Annotated in this window: 14 protein-coding genes; 7 read left to right on the forward strand and 7 right to left on the reverse strand. The window is 69.7% G+C overall.

Annotated features, from left to right (window positions below; translation table 11 throughout):
* Positions 1-7 precede the first annotated feature (7 nt).
* Positions 8-676: a uroporphyrinogen-III synthase gene (locus tag SPHI_RS08600; protein ID WP_076744510.1), complete on the reverse strand. Its 669-nt coding sequence runs from the start codon at positions 674-676 to the stop codon at positions 8-10.
* Positions 673-1,578 (reverse strand): hydroxymethylbilane synthase, encoded by a 906-nt coding sequence (hemC, locus tag SPHI_RS08605; RefSeq protein ID WP_076744511.1) that lies wholly within the window; start codon positions 1,576-1,578, stop codon positions 673-675. Before hemC ends, SPHI_RS08600 begins: the two co-directional genes overlap by 4 nt.
* Positions 1,579-1,643: 65 nt before the next feature.
* Between hemC and tsaD the strand changes: the two genes are divergently transcribed.
* Genes tsaD through SPHI_RS08620 form a run of 3 tightly spaced genes read left to right on the forward strand, consistent with a single transcriptional unit; the run spans position 1,644 to position 4,173 of the window.
* The gene (gene tsaD / locus SPHI_RS08610; protein ID WP_076744512.1) at positions 1,644-2,669 is read left to right on the forward strand and encodes a tRNA (adenosine(37)-N6)-threonylcarbamoyltransferase complex transferase subunit TsaD; all 1,026 of its coding nucleotides are present in this window, start codon (positions 1,644-1,646) and stop codon (positions 2,667-2,669) included.
* Positions 2,666-3,637 carry an NAD(P)H-dependent glycerol-3-phosphate dehydrogenase gene (locus SPHI_RS08615; protein WP_076744513.1) on the forward strand — a complete coding sequence of 324 codons (972 nt, stop codon included), beginning with the start codon at positions 2,666-2,668 and terminating at the stop codon, positions 3,635-3,637. The genes tsaD and SPHI_RS08615 overlap by 4 nt, the downstream gene beginning before the upstream one ends.
* Before the next feature lie 11 nt (positions 3,638-3,648).
* Positions 3,649-4,173: a DUF1697 domain-containing protein gene (locus SPHI_RS08620; RefSeq protein WP_076744514.1), complete on the forward strand. Its 525-nt coding sequence runs from the start codon at positions 3,649-3,651 to the stop codon at positions 4,171-4,173.
* Between the two features lie 94 nt (positions 4,174-4,267).
* Here SPHI_RS08620 and SPHI_RS08625 read toward each other — a convergent pair whose 3' ends face one another.
* Together SPHI_RS08625 and SPHI_RS08630 are read right to left on the reverse strand one after the other, a co-directional pair.
* Entirely contained in the window at positions 4,268-6,121 is a 1,854-nt protein-coding gene (locus SPHI_RS08625) for an AsmA family protein (RefSeq protein ID WP_076744515.1), read from the reverse strand.
* Between the two features lie 92 nt (positions 6,122-6,213).
* Positions 6,214-6,375 carry a DUF1674 domain-containing protein gene (locus SPHI_RS08630; protein WP_076744516.1) on the reverse strand — a complete coding sequence of 54 codons (162 nt, stop codon included), beginning with the start codon at positions 6,373-6,375 and terminating at the stop codon, positions 6,214-6,216.
* 41 nt (positions 6,376-6,416) lie between these two features.
* On the opposite strand from SPHI_RS08630, the gene SPHI_RS08635 reads away from it, so the two are divergent.
* The 4 genes from SPHI_RS08635 to purH all read left to right on the forward strand — a co-directional run bounded on the left by SPHI_RS08635 (position 6,417) and on the right by purH (position 11,897).
* Positions 6,417-7,718 carry an RsmB/NOP family class I SAM-dependent RNA methyltransferase gene (locus SPHI_RS08635; protein ID WP_076744571.1) on the forward strand — a complete coding sequence of 434 codons (1,302 nt, stop codon included), beginning with the start codon at positions 6,417-6,419 and terminating at the stop codon, positions 7,716-7,718.
* Positions 7,719-7,774: 56 nt separating this feature from the next.
* Complete coding sequence (gene rpe, locus SPHI_RS08640) at positions 7,775-8,434, forward strand: ribulose-phosphate 3-epimerase (RefSeq protein WP_076744517.1); 660 nt, start codon at positions 7,775-7,777, stop codon at positions 8,432-8,434.
* Positions 8,431-10,164, forward strand: a complete 1,734-nt coding sequence (locus SPHI_RS08645) for a heparinase II/III family protein (protein WP_076744518.1) — start codon at positions 8,431-8,433, stop codon at positions 10,162-10,164. Before rpe ends, SPHI_RS08645 begins: the two co-directional genes overlap by 4 nt.
* A 161-nt stretch (positions 10,165-10,325) precedes the next feature.
* Positions 10,326-11,897 carry a bifunctional phosphoribosylaminoimidazolecarboxamide formyltransferase/IMP cyclohydrolase gene (gene purH, locus SPHI_RS08650; RefSeq protein WP_076744519.1) on the forward strand — a complete coding sequence of 524 codons (1,572 nt, stop codon included), beginning with the start codon at positions 10,326-10,328 and terminating at the stop codon, positions 11,895-11,897.
* A 141-nt stretch (positions 11,898-12,038) separates the two neighbouring features.
* On the opposite strand, the gene SPHI_RS08655 is transcribed toward purH, so the two are convergent.
* The 3 genes from SPHI_RS08655 to SPHI_RS08665 form a co-directional block, all read right to left on the reverse strand.
* Positions 12,039-13,127 (reverse strand): MBL fold metallo-hydrolase, encoded by a 1,089-nt coding sequence (locus tag SPHI_RS08655; RefSeq protein ID WP_076744520.1) that lies wholly within the window; start codon positions 13,125-13,127, stop codon positions 12,039-12,041.
* A 123-nt stretch (positions 13,128-13,250) separates the two neighbouring features.
* Positions 13,251-13,928, reverse strand: coding sequence for a DUF1013 domain-containing protein (locus SPHI_RS08660; RefSeq protein WP_076744521.1), 678 nt, complete (start codon positions 13,926-13,928; stop codon positions 13,251-13,253).
* A 107-nt stretch (positions 13,929-14,035) separates the two neighbouring features.
* Positions 14,036-15,052: a glycosyltransferase family 4 protein gene (locus tag SPHI_RS08665; protein WP_076744522.1), complete on the reverse strand. Its 1,017-nt coding sequence runs from the start codon at positions 15,050-15,052 to the stop codon at positions 14,036-14,038.
* Positions 15,053-15,056: the final 4 nt, after the last annotated feature.

The following is a 15,056-nucleotide window of genomic DNA, read 5'->3' on the forward strand; positions in this document are numbered from 1 at the left end:
CCAGGCGCTAGCGGTCAATCGCGAGTGTCGCCGCCGCCGCGACAAGGGCGTCGTCCCTCGGGCGGGAGGCGATGGCGATCTGATCCCACCCCAGCCCCGCCGCACCAGCCACGGCGTCACTGATCGCCGCCACGCGCACCTCGTTCCTGCGGATGCCGTCACGTCCCGCCAGCTCGGCAAAGCGGCGGGCGGCGCGAGTCGAATGGAGCAGCACCACGCTGCCCTGTGCCGCTGCGAGCGCGTCCAAGGGCAGATCGAGCGGCTCGCTGGCGTACACCGCCACATCGGTGACGCCCGCCAGCGGCGTCCGCTCGCGACCGCCGAGGCGAAGAAGGCGGCGCCAGCCCTGCTCCTGAGCGAGCGCCACCGCAGCGGCGCCGTCCGTGCTCCCGGTGAGGATGACATGGAGGCCGGCCTGCGCCGCGGCCGCTGCCGTTCCGGCGCCGACCGCGACCACCGGCATCGCGCGCAGCCGGTCCAGTCCGGCACCGGCATGGCGAACCGCATTGGCGCTGGTCAGCAGCAGCGCGTCGGGTCGCCCCTCAGGCAGCGTCCACGGCAGTGGCACGACCGCAAACAGCGGCAGGCGGATAGCGGTCAGCCCTGCCGCGTGGAGCCGGTTCGCCGTCGCGGAATCGCCGGGCGCGGGCCGCAGCACCAGCGCCGGGCGGCTCATCCCGCGAACAGCCGCCGCACTTGCGGCGGGGCGCGACCGAGAAGATCGGCGGCCAGCGCGGTGCCGAGCGCCACGCCATCCTCGCCGGCAAGGATGCCGGTGACATGCGCGGTGCCATCTTCATCGAGCAGCTCGGCGGCGATCGTCATTCCGCCGCCTTCCGACCGCGCCAGCGCGCCGACCGGCGAGTGGCAGCTCGCCCCCAGCGCGGCGAGCAACGCGCGCTCGGCGCCGACACAGGCGAATGTGGTCGAACAGCCGATCGCCGCGACCAGTGCGCGCGCCGGCCCGTCCGCCAGCGTCTCGATCCCCACCGCGCCTTGCGATGGAGCGGGGAGCATCGTGTCGGTCTCGATCGCGACGCCGGTGTCGTGGCGGCCGAGCCGATCAAGGCCGGCCGCGGCGAGCAGGGTCGCATCGACCTCGCCGGTCGCCAGCTTGCCCAGCCGCGTATCGACATTGCCGCGGAATAGCACGATCTGAAGGTCCGGGCGATGCCGCAGCAATTGCGCGCGGCGGCGCGGTGAGCTGGTGCCCACCAACGCGCCTTGCGGCAGCGCGTCGATCGAATCCGCGCCGATCAGCCGGTCGCGCACGTCGGCGCGCGGCAGCATCGCGGCGATGGCGATCTCCGCCGGGCGGATCGTCTCCACGTCCTTCATCGAGTGGACGCAGGCGTCGACCTCGCCGGCGATCAGCGCGCGGTCGAGCTCCTTTGTCCACAACGCCTTGCCGCCGATTTCGGCAAGCGCGCGATCCTGCACCCGATCGCCGGTGGTGCGCACCACGACGATCTCGACATCGTCCCAGCCATGCGCGGCCATCAGCGCGTCGCGCACCATGCCGGCCTGGGTCAATGCCAGCGGCGAGCCGCGCGTGCCGAGTTTGAAGATCCGTGTCACGATCCGACCCTATCGACTGCCGAGCGCCCTTCGACAAGCGCAAGGCGAGCAGGTAAGCAGCAGCGATGCTGATCCTTGGCCTGGAATCATCCTGCGACGAAACCGCCGCCGCGCTCGTCACCGGCGATCGGCAGCTGCTGGCGCATCGGCTGGCGGGGCAGGAAGCGGCGCATCGGCCCTATGGCGGGGTGGTGCCGGAGATTGCGGCGCGCGCGCATGTCGAAGCGCTGGAGCCGCTGATCGCGGCGGCGCTGGCCGATGCCGGCGTGACACTGGCGGATGTCGATGCGGTGGCCGCGACGGCGGGGCCCGGGCTGATCGGCGGGGTGATGGTCGGGCTGGTTACCGGCAAGGCGCTGGCGCATGCCGCGGGCAAGCCGCTGGTGGCGGTGAACCACCTCGAGGGACATGCTTTGAGCCCGCGGTTGAGCGATCCGGACTTGGAATTTCCGTATCTGCTGCTGCTGGTTTCGGGCGGGCATTGCCAGTTGCTGCTGGTCGAGGGCGTCGGCCGCTATCGCCGGCTGGCGACCACGATCGACGATGCGGCGGGCGAGGCGTTCGACAAGACGGCGAAGCTGCTCGGCCTCGGGTTCCCCGGCGGGCCGGCGGTGGAGCGCGCCGCGCTGTCTGGCGATCCAAAGGCGGTGCCGCTGCCGCGCCCGCTGCTGCGCTCGCCCGAGCCGCATTTCTCCTTCGCCGGGCTGAAGGCCGCGGTGGCGCGGGTGGTGGGCCAATATGCGCCGGAGGACATTGCCGCTTCCTTCCAGGCGGCGGTGGTCGATTGCCTGATCGACCGCACCACCCGCGCGATGAACCGCGCAGGCGGCGCCACGGCGCTGGTCGTGGCAGGCGGCGTGGCGGCGAACAGCGCGGTGCGGGGCGCCTTGTCTTCGCTCGCGGCAGAGCATGGTCTGCGCTTCGTGGCCCCGCCCTTGTGGCTGTGCACCGACAATGCCGCGATGATCGCCTGGGCGGGGGCGGAGCGGTTCGCCGCGGGGCTGACCGATCCGCTCGACGTGGCGGCGCGGCCGCGCTGGCCGCTCGACCCTTCGGCGGAGCCGGTGCGTGGGGCAGGGGTGAAGGCATGAGAATCGGGGTGATCGGCGGCGGCGCCTGGGGCACGGCGCTGGCGCAAGTGGCGGCGCGTGGTGGAGACGTGCTGCTGTGGGCGCGCGAGACCGAGGTGGTCGAGGGGATCAACGCGCGGCAGGAGAATGCGGCGTTCCTGCCGGGCGTGCCGCTGTCGCCGGCGATCCGTGCGACGGCGCTGCTGAGCGACTTGGCCGAGCATGACGCCTTGCTCGTCGTCGCACCGGCGCAGCATGTCGGCGCCGTCCTGGCGGAGACGCCGGTCGGGCGCACCCCGCTGGTGCTGTGCGCCAAGGGGATCGAGGCGGGATCGCGCCGGCTGGTGGGCGACGTGGCGCAGGCGGTGCATCCGGACGCGCCGATCGCGGTCCTCTCCGGACCGACCTTTGCGCACGAAGTCGCGGCCGGGCTGCCGACGGCGGTAACGCTCGCCTGCGCCGACGAGGCCTTGCAGGCGCGGCTGGCCGAGCGGCTCGCCAGCCCGACGTTCCGGCCCTATGCCTCCACCGATGTGATCGGGGCGGAGATCGGCGGGGCGGTAAAGAACGTCCTCGCCATTGCCTGCGGCGTGGTGGAGGGCGCCGGCCTCGGCCAGAATGCGCGCGCGGCGCTGATTGCGCGGGGTTTTGCCGAAATGACCCGCTTCGGCATGGCGCGTGGCGCACGGGCGGAGACGCTTGCGGGCCTGTCGGGGCTGGGCGATCTCGTGCTCACCTGTTCCTCAACCAGCAGCCGCAATTTCTCGCTCGGCGTCGGGCTGGGGCGCGGGGAGCGGGCGCCGGACCTGCTGGCCGATCGCCGCACAGTAGCCGAGGGTGCGTTCACCGCACCGGTGCTTGCAGAAGCGGCGGCGGAGGCGGGGATCGACATGCCGATCACCGCCGCGGTGTGCCGCCTGCTCGGAGGCGTGCCGGCGGGCGAGGTGATCGAGGGGCTGCTCGCCCGGCCGCTGCGCGACGAAGCTTAGGGGGGGGCTTGATGCGCTGGGCGGCGCTCCCGCGCGCGATCAATGCCGGCAAGCCGCTGGCCATGGCGGATTTGCGCGCCTTCCTGGCCGGTGAGGGCATGGGTGAGGTGCAGACGCTGCTCGCGTCGGGCAATGCGGTGTTCTCGTGCGATGAGGAGGACGCTGGGGCGATCGAGGCGCGGTTGCAGGCTGCGGCACGCTCGCGGCTGGCGCTGGACACCGATTGGTTCGTGCGCAGCCATGCCGAGCTTGTCTCGGTCACTGCCGCCAACCCGTTTCCCGATGCCACGATCGAGCGGCCCAACCGGGTGCTGGTGCTGTTCCACCATGCGCCCGTCGATCCGGCGCGGCTGCCGGTCGGCTATGGCGGGCCGGAGCGGCTGCATGCGATCGGCCGCGAGTTGTTCGTCGATTACCCCGACGGGATCGGTCGGTCGAAGCTGGAGCCGGCGCTCAACCGCGCGAAGCTGCCGCCCTCCACGGCGCGGAACTGGAACACGCTGCTGAAGCTGGTGGAGGCGACTCGGGCGGCTTAGCGCCGAACCACCAACCGCGTTCGTGCTGAGGCGGCGCGTTGTGGGGCACGCCCTTCGACAGGCTCAGGGCGAACGGATCAGGGTGGAGCCAGCCTCAGCGCAGCACCCGCGCCGCCAGCCCGGCGCAATCGGCGTCTTGCGCCACCGGACCCTGCCGCCCGGTGATCGCCCGGCCGAGCGCCTTGAAGACGTTGCCGACCGACTTCACCTCGCGCGGCACCACGATGTCGGGTGCGCTGACCGTGCCACCCATCGTTGCCGAGCCGGGCAGGCGCAGCACCGCGTCATGCTTCGGGGCGCCCGACAGGCGGATCGCGAGGGTCTCGCCGGGGAAGGTTACCGTTCCTTCGCCATCCAGTCGGCTCTGCGAGGTATCGACCACGAACGGCCCGGCGCGCCCGCGACCTGCCCGCATGTCCAGCCCGACCACCACACAGCGCAGCACCGCGCGCGCATCGTCACGCGCGAGCAAGGCGCTGCCGGCGTCGAAGCCGAGCGCTTCCGCAATCTCGCGCGGCAATTCGCCGTTGCGGGCGACCAGCCCGATGCGCCCGTCGGCCCGGCCGACCGCCTCACGGATCGTGCTGCCGCGCCCCGCCAGCACCGCGCGGCCATCGACGCGGCCGGTCACCGATCCGCCGCCCCCGCCCAATGCGGGAATGCTGCTGTCGGTCAGGCGAAAGTCGAGCCGGACCAGCGGCACCGGTCCATCGTCGCGCTGGTCGATCACCGCGCGCCCGGTGATCCGCCCCTCTCGCACACCGATCGTCAGCGGCGCGACGGTGAGCACGCGGTGATCGAGCACCAGCGTGCCCGAAAGGCTGGTCAGCGACGATGGCCCTTCACGGCTGACGATCCGACCGACGCGAAAGGCGATCCGCCCGTCGGTGCTGCCGATCTTGGCGAGGTTCACGCGCGTATCGGGCACCACGCGCGGGCCGGTCGCGCGCTCCTTCGCGGTGCGTTGCGCCAGCCCTTCGTCGGAGGCGAAATCGTCGAAGTCGAGCTGGCGCGACGTGAAGGTGCCGTCCAGCTTGGTGCGTCCGTCCTGCTTGCCGACGGTGAGCGTGCCCGACAGGTCCGACCGGCCGATCCGCCCGTCGAGCCGATCGATCAGCCAGCGCCCCGGCTCGCGGCGTACATGCGCCGACAGCGTGACCGGCTGGGTGCGGAACAGCCCCGCCTCGATGATCGCGTCGATCAGCTTCAGGTCGCGCGCCTGCGCCGTCACGTCGAGCGTCATGCGATCGGTGTCGAGCGGCGCGTCCATGCTGCCCTTGGCGTGCATGGTCAGCCCATCGCCGGCGATCCGCGCATCGAAGGGCCAGCGCCCCTCGGCCTTGTCGGAGATCGCCGGCGCGCGGATCGCGACCTGCACGGGCGTGCCGCGCACCGTGCCGCTGCCGTTCAACCGCAAGCCCGCCGCCGCGTTCGACGCGAGCGCGAGATCGAAGCTGCGATCCTGCTTGGCGTCGCGATAGGTCAGGCGCGAATCGTGCACGGTCAGCCGGTCGAGGCCACCGCCGCCCGATCCGCCTCGCCGCGCGCTGCCGCGCCAATTCTCGCGCCCGTCCCTAGCGCGGATCAGGTGGAGGCGGGCGCCGGATAACGTGACGTGGCTCAACGCCAGGCGCCCGGTGACGAGCGACAATGCGCTGAACCCGATTTCCATGTCGCGGACGAGAGCAAGATCCGCGTCGCCGGCCCAGGCCGGCCCCGGCACGCGCACATCGTGCAGGCGCACGCTGGTGGTGAAGCCGAACCGATCGACGCGCTCCATCGCACCGATCGTCACCGGACGCCCGAACCGCTCCGTCATGCGGCTCTCGATCACGCCCTTGAGCAAGCCCCAGGGAAAGGCCGCGAGCGCCACCGCCAGCACAGCGAGAAACGCGGTGACGATGATCGCCGCGATCCGGAGGCGGCGATTGGCGAGCGGCTGGATCATCAAAGCTGAGACGCCCGGAAATCCGGTTCGTTCCGGCAGCGAAAGGGTGACGTTACGTCACCTGTCCGAAATGTCAGCAGCGCGGGGTGGCGTCAGAAATCGACCGCGATTCCCTTCTTCTCCCAATCGCCGTAGCGCACCGGATCGCGGCCCAGCGGGTCTTCAGCCGGGCGCTCGATCGGCGCGGGCTGGGGCACCGGCGTGTTGGGCGTGAGGTAAGCCGGCGGCTTCACATTGGCGGGGCGTTTCGACATCGGCTCTTCCGGTTGCGGCGTTCACCCGCCACATGGGCGCGATGTCTGCCCCCGCCAACCCCCACCCCCGTCCGTCTCGCCCGCGTCGCCCGGCCGATCCCCCCGGCACGGCTGCACGCCGCGCGGCAATGCGCCTGCTCGATGCCGTCCTTCGCCGCGGCGACCCGCTGGAGGCGGCGCTACCTGCAGCGACGCGTGACCTTCGCGAGGCCAACGATCGCGGCCTGGCGCATGCGATCGCCGCCGAGACGCTGCGCCGGCTGCCCGATCTCGACGCACTGATCGATTCGGCGACCCGCCAGCCGCTGCCCGAGGATGCCAAGGCACGCACGGCCTTGCGCATTGCCTTGGTGCAGACGCTGGCGCTTGGCACGCCGCCGCATGCCGCAATCGCGACGGTGCTACCGCTGGTCGATGGGGGGCCGCGCAAGCTGGTCCACGGCGTGTTCGGCGCGCTCACTCGCGCGGGCGTGGCGCTGCCGGCGGTACCTACGCTTCCTGCAATCGTCGGCGATCGCTGGCGCGAGGCATGGGGCGAGGAGGTCGCCCAGGCGGCGGCGCAGGCCATTGCGGCGCCGCCACCGCTCGATCTGACGCTTGCCGATCCCGATGGTCTGGCGCCGGAGGGCGTCGTGCTCGCCCCCGATCAGCGGCGCCTGGTCGATCCGGCACCGGTCACGCAGTTGCCCGGCTATGCCGAGGGCAGTTGGTGGGTGCAGGACGTCGCCGCGTCATTGCCGGCGCGGCTGCTCGGACGCGGGCCCGGCGCCGCGCTCGATCTGTGCGCTGCGCCCGGCGGCAAGTCGATGCAGCTTGCCGCGGCCGGATGGGACGTGACGGCGCTGGAGATTTCGCCGTCGCGTGCGGCGCGATTGCATGAGAATCTCGCGCGCACCAGGCTGCCGGCCAAGGTGGTCATCGCCGATGCGCTCGACTGGTCGCCGGCGGCTCCGGTCGATGCCCTGCTGATCGATGCGCCGTGCAGCGCAACCGGCATCTTCCGCCGCCACCCCGACGTCCTCTATCGCGCGCATGCCGGCGTCGTCGCCGAGATGGCGGTGTTGCAGGCGCGTCTGCTCGATCGCGCAGCGGCCTGGGTGCGGCCGGGCGGAGCCTTGGTATACGCCACCTGCTCGCTAGAGCCGGCTGAGGGGGAGGAGCAGCTGGCGCGCTTTCTTTCCGCGCATGCCGATTACCGCATTGACTCGCCGCAGGCCGGTGAACTGCCCGAGGGAATCACCCTGCATGCCGACGGCTACGTGCGTACCCTGCCGGGCACGCTTGCCGACGCGGGCGGCTGTGACGGCTTTTTCATCGTCCGGCTTGTGCGTGCTTCCGCCTGAACGAAACGCGCGTTAAGCATCCTGCGTCCTGCCCCTCTCCTGCAGCGAGTGAACCGTTGAAGCCTGTCCGTATCGCCCCTTCGATCCTTTCGGCCGACTTCGCGAAACTGGGTGAAGAAGTGCGCGCGATCGATGCCGCGGGCGCTGACTGGATCCATATCGACGTGATGGACGGGCATTTCGTGCCCAACATCACCATCGGCCCGGCGGTGGTGAAGGCGCTGCGGCCGCATACGCGCCTGCCGTTCGACGTCCACCTCATGATCTCGCCAATCGACGCCTATCTCGATGCCTTCGCCGAGGCGGGGGCGGACACGATCACCGTTCATCCCGAGGCGGGGCCGCACATCCACCGCTCGCTCCAGCACATCAAGTCGCTGGGCAAGCGTGCCGGGGTGGTGCTCAATCCGGGTACGCCCGCCAAGATGCTCGATTACCTCATCGACATAGTCGATCTGGTGCTGGTGATGAGCGTCAATCCCGGTTTCGGCGGGCAGAGCTTTATCAATAGCCAGCTCCGGAAAATCGCGGCAATCCGCAAGATGATCGACGCCAGCGGCCGCGACATCGACCTGGAGGTCGATGGCGGCATTGACCTGCGCACTGCCGCGCTCGCCATCGACGCTGGCGCCGACGCGCTGGTCGCCGGCACCGCCACCTTCCGCGGCGGGCCCGAGGCTTACGCCGCGAACATTCGCGGCTTGCGAGGCGGATGAGCGACCGGGACCAAGCTCCCGCCGCTGACGGGATCGACGAAGGCAAGCGGCTGATGCGGGTCGGCGGCGACAAGGGCCTGTCGCTCGCCGAACGGCTCTCCGATCGCTTTCACCGCCTGACATGGCGCACGCCCATCCACGGGCTGCGGCTGAAGGGCCGCTATCCCCTGAAGCTGATCGCCGTGCCCGATGACCCCTTGTTCGGTGATCTCGCACGCGGCCGTGCGCTGCTGGAGGGGCGATTCGCGTTCCGCGGCGAGAGCCATGCGATCGAGGGGCTGGATTTGCGTAGCTTTGCGGCCGGCGCGGCGCTGGCCGAGCATCTGCACAGCTTCGCCTGGTTGCGCGACCTGTCGAGCGTCGCGACGCGGGCGCAAGGCGCGCCGATCGCCGAGGGGCTGATGGAGCGCTGGCTGGCGGCTCACGGCGAGCGGGTGACCGCGCTTGCCTGGCGCCCCGATCTGTGGGGGCGGCGCATCCTGTTCTGGACCGCGCATGCGCCGCTGATCCTCTCGTCGACAGATCTTGTCTACCGTTCCAAGGTGCTCAATGCGCTTGCCCGCGGCGCGCGGCACATCGATCGCAGTGCCGATAAGGCCCCGGCAGGGCCGGCGCGAGTCGCTGCCTGGTGCGGCGTGATTGCAGCGGGGTTGCTGATCCCCGGCGGCGATCCGCGCCGCGCCTTCGGCGAGGGTGGGCTGCACCGCGCACTCGGCACCGCGCTGTTCGAGGACGGCGGGGTGGTGAGCCGCTCGCCCGAAGGGTTGCTCGACCTGGTGGCGCTGCTGGCAATGCTGCGCGAAAGCTATGCCGCGCGCCGGCTGGAGCTGCCGGGCTTCGCGCAGGATGCACTAGCGTCGATGGTGCCGGCCTTGCTGGGCATCTGTCACGCGGATCGCGGCCTTTCAAGCTGGCAGGGCGGCGGGCCGGTAACCGCGGAGCAAGTGGCGCAGGTGATCGACGCCAGTGGCATCCGCACCCGTCCGCTCCGCCAGGCGCGCGACTGGGGCTATCAGCGGCTGGTAGCCGGCAGCACGGTGCTGATCATGGACGCCGCGCCCCCACCGGTCGCGCGGGTGGTGGAGGGTGGCTGCGCCTCGACGCTGGCGTTCGAGTTCTCTGACGGGCCAGCGCGCATCATCGTCAATTGCGGGGGCGCGCGTGCGGCGGACGCCCGGCTGCCCAAGGCGCTGGTGGAAGGACTGCGCACCACTGCGGCGCATTCGACGCTGACGCTTGCCGATACCAATTCCACCGCGATCCACGCCGACGGAACGCTCGGCCGCGGCGTGGCGGAGCTTGAGCTGAGACGGCAGGAGTCGGAGAATGCCAGCCGCATCGAGGCGAGCCATGACGGCTATGTCCGCCGCCACGGGTTCGTTCACCGGCGACAACTGGTGCTCACCGGCGACGGCCGCGAGTTGCGCGGCGAAGACGTGCTACTGCCCAAGGGACGGCGGCGACACCCTGGTGCGACCGCCTTCTCGATCCGCTTCCACCTGGGGCGCGGGGTTGAGGCATCGCCGACCGCGGACGGACTAGGCGCGGTGTTGCGGGTGCCGGGTGGTGCCATGTGGCAGTTTCGCACCGGCGGCGAATCGCTGGCGATCGACGAAAGTTTGTGGATCGATACGGAAGGACGGCCGATCGCGACTCAGCAACTGGTGGTCAGCGGGGCGGCGGAAGCGGGCGGGACGACGGTCGGCTGGGTCTTGAAGCGCGCGCGGTGACGGAATTTCTCGTCCCTGCCCTTCAGGGGAGGGGTTGGGGGTGGGGGCGACCGCCGCTAGGAGGTCGCTCGTCGCGCAGCGCCGAACCGGGCATCGAGCCCGGTCCGCCGCTCACCCACCCCTTGCCCCTCCCTTAAAAGGGAGGGGTGGAAAAGAGTGTCATGACCACCATCTCCATCCGCCGCGCTCTCCTGTCCGTGTCCGACAAGACGGGCGTCGTTGATCTCGCCCGTACCCTCGCCGATCAGGGCGTGGAGCTGGTCTCCACCGGGGGCACCGCCAAGGCGCTGCGCGAGGCGGGGCTCACCGTTCGCGACGTGTCGGACCTCACTGACTTTCCGGAGATGATGGACGGGCGCGTCAAGACGCTGCACCCGATGGTACATGGCGGGCTGCTGGCGGTGCGCGACGATGCGGCGCACGCCGCGGCGATGGAGGAGCATGGGATTGGCGCGATCGACCTCGTCGTCGTTAATCTCTACCCGTTCGCGCAGACAGTGGCGAAGGGTGCCGGTCGCCCCGAGGTGATCGAGAATATCGACATCGGCGGCCCCAGCATGGTGCGATCCGCGGCGAAGAACCATGCGTTTGTGGCGATCGTCACCGACCCGGCCGATTATGCGGTTGTCGCGCGCGGTGAGACGACGCTGGACGAGCGCAAGCGGCTGGCGGCCAAGGCCTTTGCCGCCACCGCGACCTATGATTCGATGATCGCCAGCTGGTTCGGCCATACCGATCAAGGCGAGGAATTCCCGGCGACCCTGCCACTCACGCTCGAGGCGCCGACGGTGCTTCGCTACGGCGAGAACCCGCACCAGCATGCGGCCTTCTATCGCCAGTCCGGCAGCGCCGTTCGCGGCATTGGCCAGGCGCGGCAGGTGCAGGGCAAGGAGCTGTCGTACAACAATCTCAACGACGCCGATGCGGCGCTGGAACTGGTCAGCGAGTTCCGCGATGCCGCACCGAGCTGCGTGATCGTCAAGCACGCCAATCCCTGCGGCGTGGCGACTGGCGCGACTCTCGCCGAGGCCTATGAGGCGGCATTCGCTTGCGACACCGTGTCGGCGTTTGGCGGGATCATCGCGCTCAATCGTCCGCTCGACGCGGCGACGGCAAAGGCCATCACCGGTATCTTCACCGAAGTCGTAGTGGCGCCGGATGCCGACGAGGAAGCTATCGCGCTGTTCGCGGCGAAGAAGAACCTCCGGCTGCTGCTGACCGGTGCGCTGCCTGATCCGGCGCGTGGCGGGCTGACGGCGAAGACGATTGCGGGAGGGTGGCTGGTCCAGTCGCGCGATAACGGTGTGCTGACGGATGACATGCTCGAGGTCGTGACCAAGCGTCAGCCGACCGCGCAGGAACTCGCCGACTGCCGTTTTGCGTGGACGGTAGCCAAGCACGTCAAGTCGAACGCAATCGTCTATGCCAAGGACGGCAGCACCGCCGGTGTCGGGGCGGGGCAGATGAACCGGCTGGAATCTGCCCGCATTGCGGCGTGGAAGGCGAAGGATGCGGCGGAGAAGGCCGGCTGGGCAGAGCCGCGGACGATCGGTTCGGCGGTCGCGTCGGACGCCTTCTTCCCCTTCGCTGATGGTTTGCTTGCGGCGGTTGAGGCCGGGGCGACGGCGGTGATCCAGCCGGGTGGGTCGATCCGTGATGCCGAGGTGATCGCGGCGGCCGATGAGGCGGGGCTGGCGATGGTGTTCACGGGGATGCGCCACTTCCGCCATTGAGGGTGCAGGTCGGGCGCTGAGCTCCAATGCATTGTCATCCCGGCCTTGTGCCGGGGGCTAGTCTTCCGCGAACTCGAAGGTTATGAGTTTGCGGAAGCCTGGATGCCGGGACGAGCCCGGCATGACGGCCTTTGAGAGCGCTCAGGAGCGCCCATACCACCACACGCCGTCGCGTTCCTCGCGCACGGCGCGGTCCTCCACCTCGAGCCGGCGCAGATGCGCGAGCGACTCGCCGGTCGCCATGCCGATCACGTCCAGGCCGATCGGGCGGCGGAACAGCACCTTGAAGCAATCGGTGGCGCGCACCGGGCCGTCCCCCATCAGGTCGACGATCGCGTCGAGCCGGTCGAGATGTTCGTCGCGAAGCGCGTCGAGGCGGGTGTGGAGGCCATAGAAGGGATCGCCGTGCCCCGGAAGGACGAGCAAATCGTCGGGCAATTGCTTGAACTTCTCGATCGAGCGCAGCCAGTCGCCGAGCGGATCGTCGTTGATCTGGCTGACGTGCACCGAGATGTTCGAGCTGATCTTGGGTAGCACCTGATCGCCCGCCACCAGCACGCGGCGGTCGTAATCGACGAGGCAGGCGTGTTCGGGGCTGTGGCCGCTGCCGGTGACGACATGCCAGTCGCTACCGCCGATGCGCAGCGTCTCGCCGTCCTGAATGCGATGGTACATCAGCGGCATACGCGCAATCGCCTTGCCGAAATTCGACCAGCCCTTGGCCGAGCCATGCGCGACCTGTTCCTCATCCCAGCCGGCGCCACGCCAGAAGGCGACCTGCTCCTCGGGCACTTCGGGGCGCGAGTCGGCGGCGAGCATACGCACCATCAACCATTCGGTGCGCGTCATCACGATCTCGGCATCGTCGAAGCGGCGCGACAGCCAGCCGGCGAGGCCGACGTGATCGGGGTGCATGTGGGTGCACAGGATGCGGCCGATGCGCTGGCCGTCGAGCGGACCTTCCAGGATCGTGCGCCACGCCTCTGTCGAGCGCGGGCTGGCGGTGCCAGTGTCGATCGCGAGCAGCTCGGGCCCGTCGTCGAGGATCAGGCCGTTGACGTGCTTCAACGGCCCCGACATTGGCACGCGCCACCAGCGGATCCCGTCCATCACCGTCAGCAGCTCACCCGGCTGCGGACCGCGATCGCCGAAGGGGAAAGTGAGGCCGGCCCAACTGGTGGGGGTCAGCCCTTCGTCGCCGATCAACGTGCGGTTCAATGCGGTCGCCATAAGAGCGACGCTATCAGCATAACATTCGTTACGTCGAGGAGATTCGGTGGGATGACCGGCGAGTCAGAACCGTCATGCCGGCACGAGGCCGGAATGACGGTATAGATTCAACCGCCGCGCCGATCAGCGGCGGAACGGATCCTCGAAGAACGGCTTGGGCGCGATGCCCTCGTCACCGGCCAGTTCCGCGTCGCGCGCAGCCTGCTCGCGCTCGGCACGGAGCTGTTCGATCAGCGCCTCACGGTCGCCATCGAGACGGGTATCGGTCGGCTGCGCCTCGACGCCAGCGCTCTTGGCCGCCTTGTTCACCGCCGAGTCGAGTTCGCGCTGGGTGGTGAGGCCGAGCGTCACCGGATCCTTCGGCGTGATATTGCCGATGTTCCAGTGCGTCCGGTCGCGGATCGCGGCGATCGTGGTGCGCGTGGTGCCGATCAGGTTGGAGATCGCCCCGTCCGAGATCTCCGGATGGTTGCGGATGATCCAGGCGATGCCATCGGGCTTGTCCTGCCGCTTGGACACCGGCGTGTAGCGCGGCCCCTTGGTGCGGCGGACCTGCTCGGGGCCCTTGGTCATCTTCAGCCGATAATTGGCGTCGGCCTGACCCTTGTCGATTTCGTCCTGGGTCAGTTCATGCGCGCGCACCGGATCGCGCCCAGTGAGCTTGGTCGCTGCCGTATCGTCAGCGATCGCCTGAACCTCAAGCACGTGAAGGCCGCAGAATTCCGCGATCTGCTCAAAGGTGAGCGAGGTATTGTCGACCAGCCAGGAAGCGGTCGCATGGGGCATGAGCGGCTGGTTCATGCGGGAAAGCCTTTCGGTATAAACAAATAGGGCCGCCCCTTACCGGAGCGGCCGCCTAACCTGTTGTGACTTAATGTGCCTATGCCGAGAGGGCAAGCGTCCTTGCGTCAGGCGGCGTGCGCCAGCCTGATCGGAGTCAAGGCGCCGAGGAACTGTTCGGCGCTCGCTCGCCAAGTATGCCGCGCGCCCGCGGCGGCGCAGATCGCGGGGTCCAGCGCCAGCGCGCCAGCAATCGCTTGGTTCAGATCGGCGTGCATTACGCCAGTCTCGGGCGTCAGCACATCGATGGGGCCCGGCACTGGGTAAGCGGCGACGGGCGTGCCGCAGGCGAGCGCTTCGATCATCACCAGTCCGAACGTGTCGGTGCGGCTGGGGAAGACGAACAGGTCGGCCGCGCGATAGCAAGCCGCCAAGGCTTCGCCGAACTGGGCGCCGAGGAACAAGGCATCGGGGAAGCGCTGCTGAAGCGCAGCGCGGGCAGGGCCGTCGCCGACCACGACCTTGCTGCCCGGATGGGTGGCGGAGAGGAACGCCTCCACGTTCTTTTCGACCGCCACGCGGCCGACATAAAGCATCACCGGGCCTGGCAGCGCTGCCATGCGTTCGTTGACTGGCCCGGCGGCGGAGAATTCGCGCGACACGCCGCGACCCCAGCGACGGATGCGTGTCAAGCCATGCGCCTCCAGCGCGCGCTGGATCGTGGGCGTGGATACCAGGATCGCGTCGGCCGGCTGATGGAACCAGCGGATGAAGCGCCAGATCCACTCGGGATTGGCGCCGGTACGGGCCGCCACATAGTCCGGAAACTGGGTGTGATAGGCAGTGGTGAAGGGCAGGCCGCGGGCAAGACACCAGCGTCGTGCGGCCAGCCCGAGCGGGCCTTCGGTCGCAATATGCACCGCCTCCGCGCCGAAATCGGCAACGCGGCGACCCACCGCCGTCCGGCCGGCAATCGCGAGACGGATCTCCGGATAAGTAGGGCACGGCAGCGAGCGAAAGGCGTCAGGTGCGATCACCATTACGTGGTGGCCCATGGCGGCAAGCTCGCGCGTCACCGACTGGAGCGTGCGTACCACGCCGTTGACCTGCGGCGTCCAAGCATCGGTGACGATGGCGATGCGCATGATC

This window comes from Sphingomonas jeddahensis (assembly GCF_001981525.1).
Classification (GTDB): Bacteria; Pseudomonadota; Alphaproteobacteria; order Sphingomonadales; family Sphingomonadaceae; genus Sphingomonas; species Sphingomonas jeddahensis.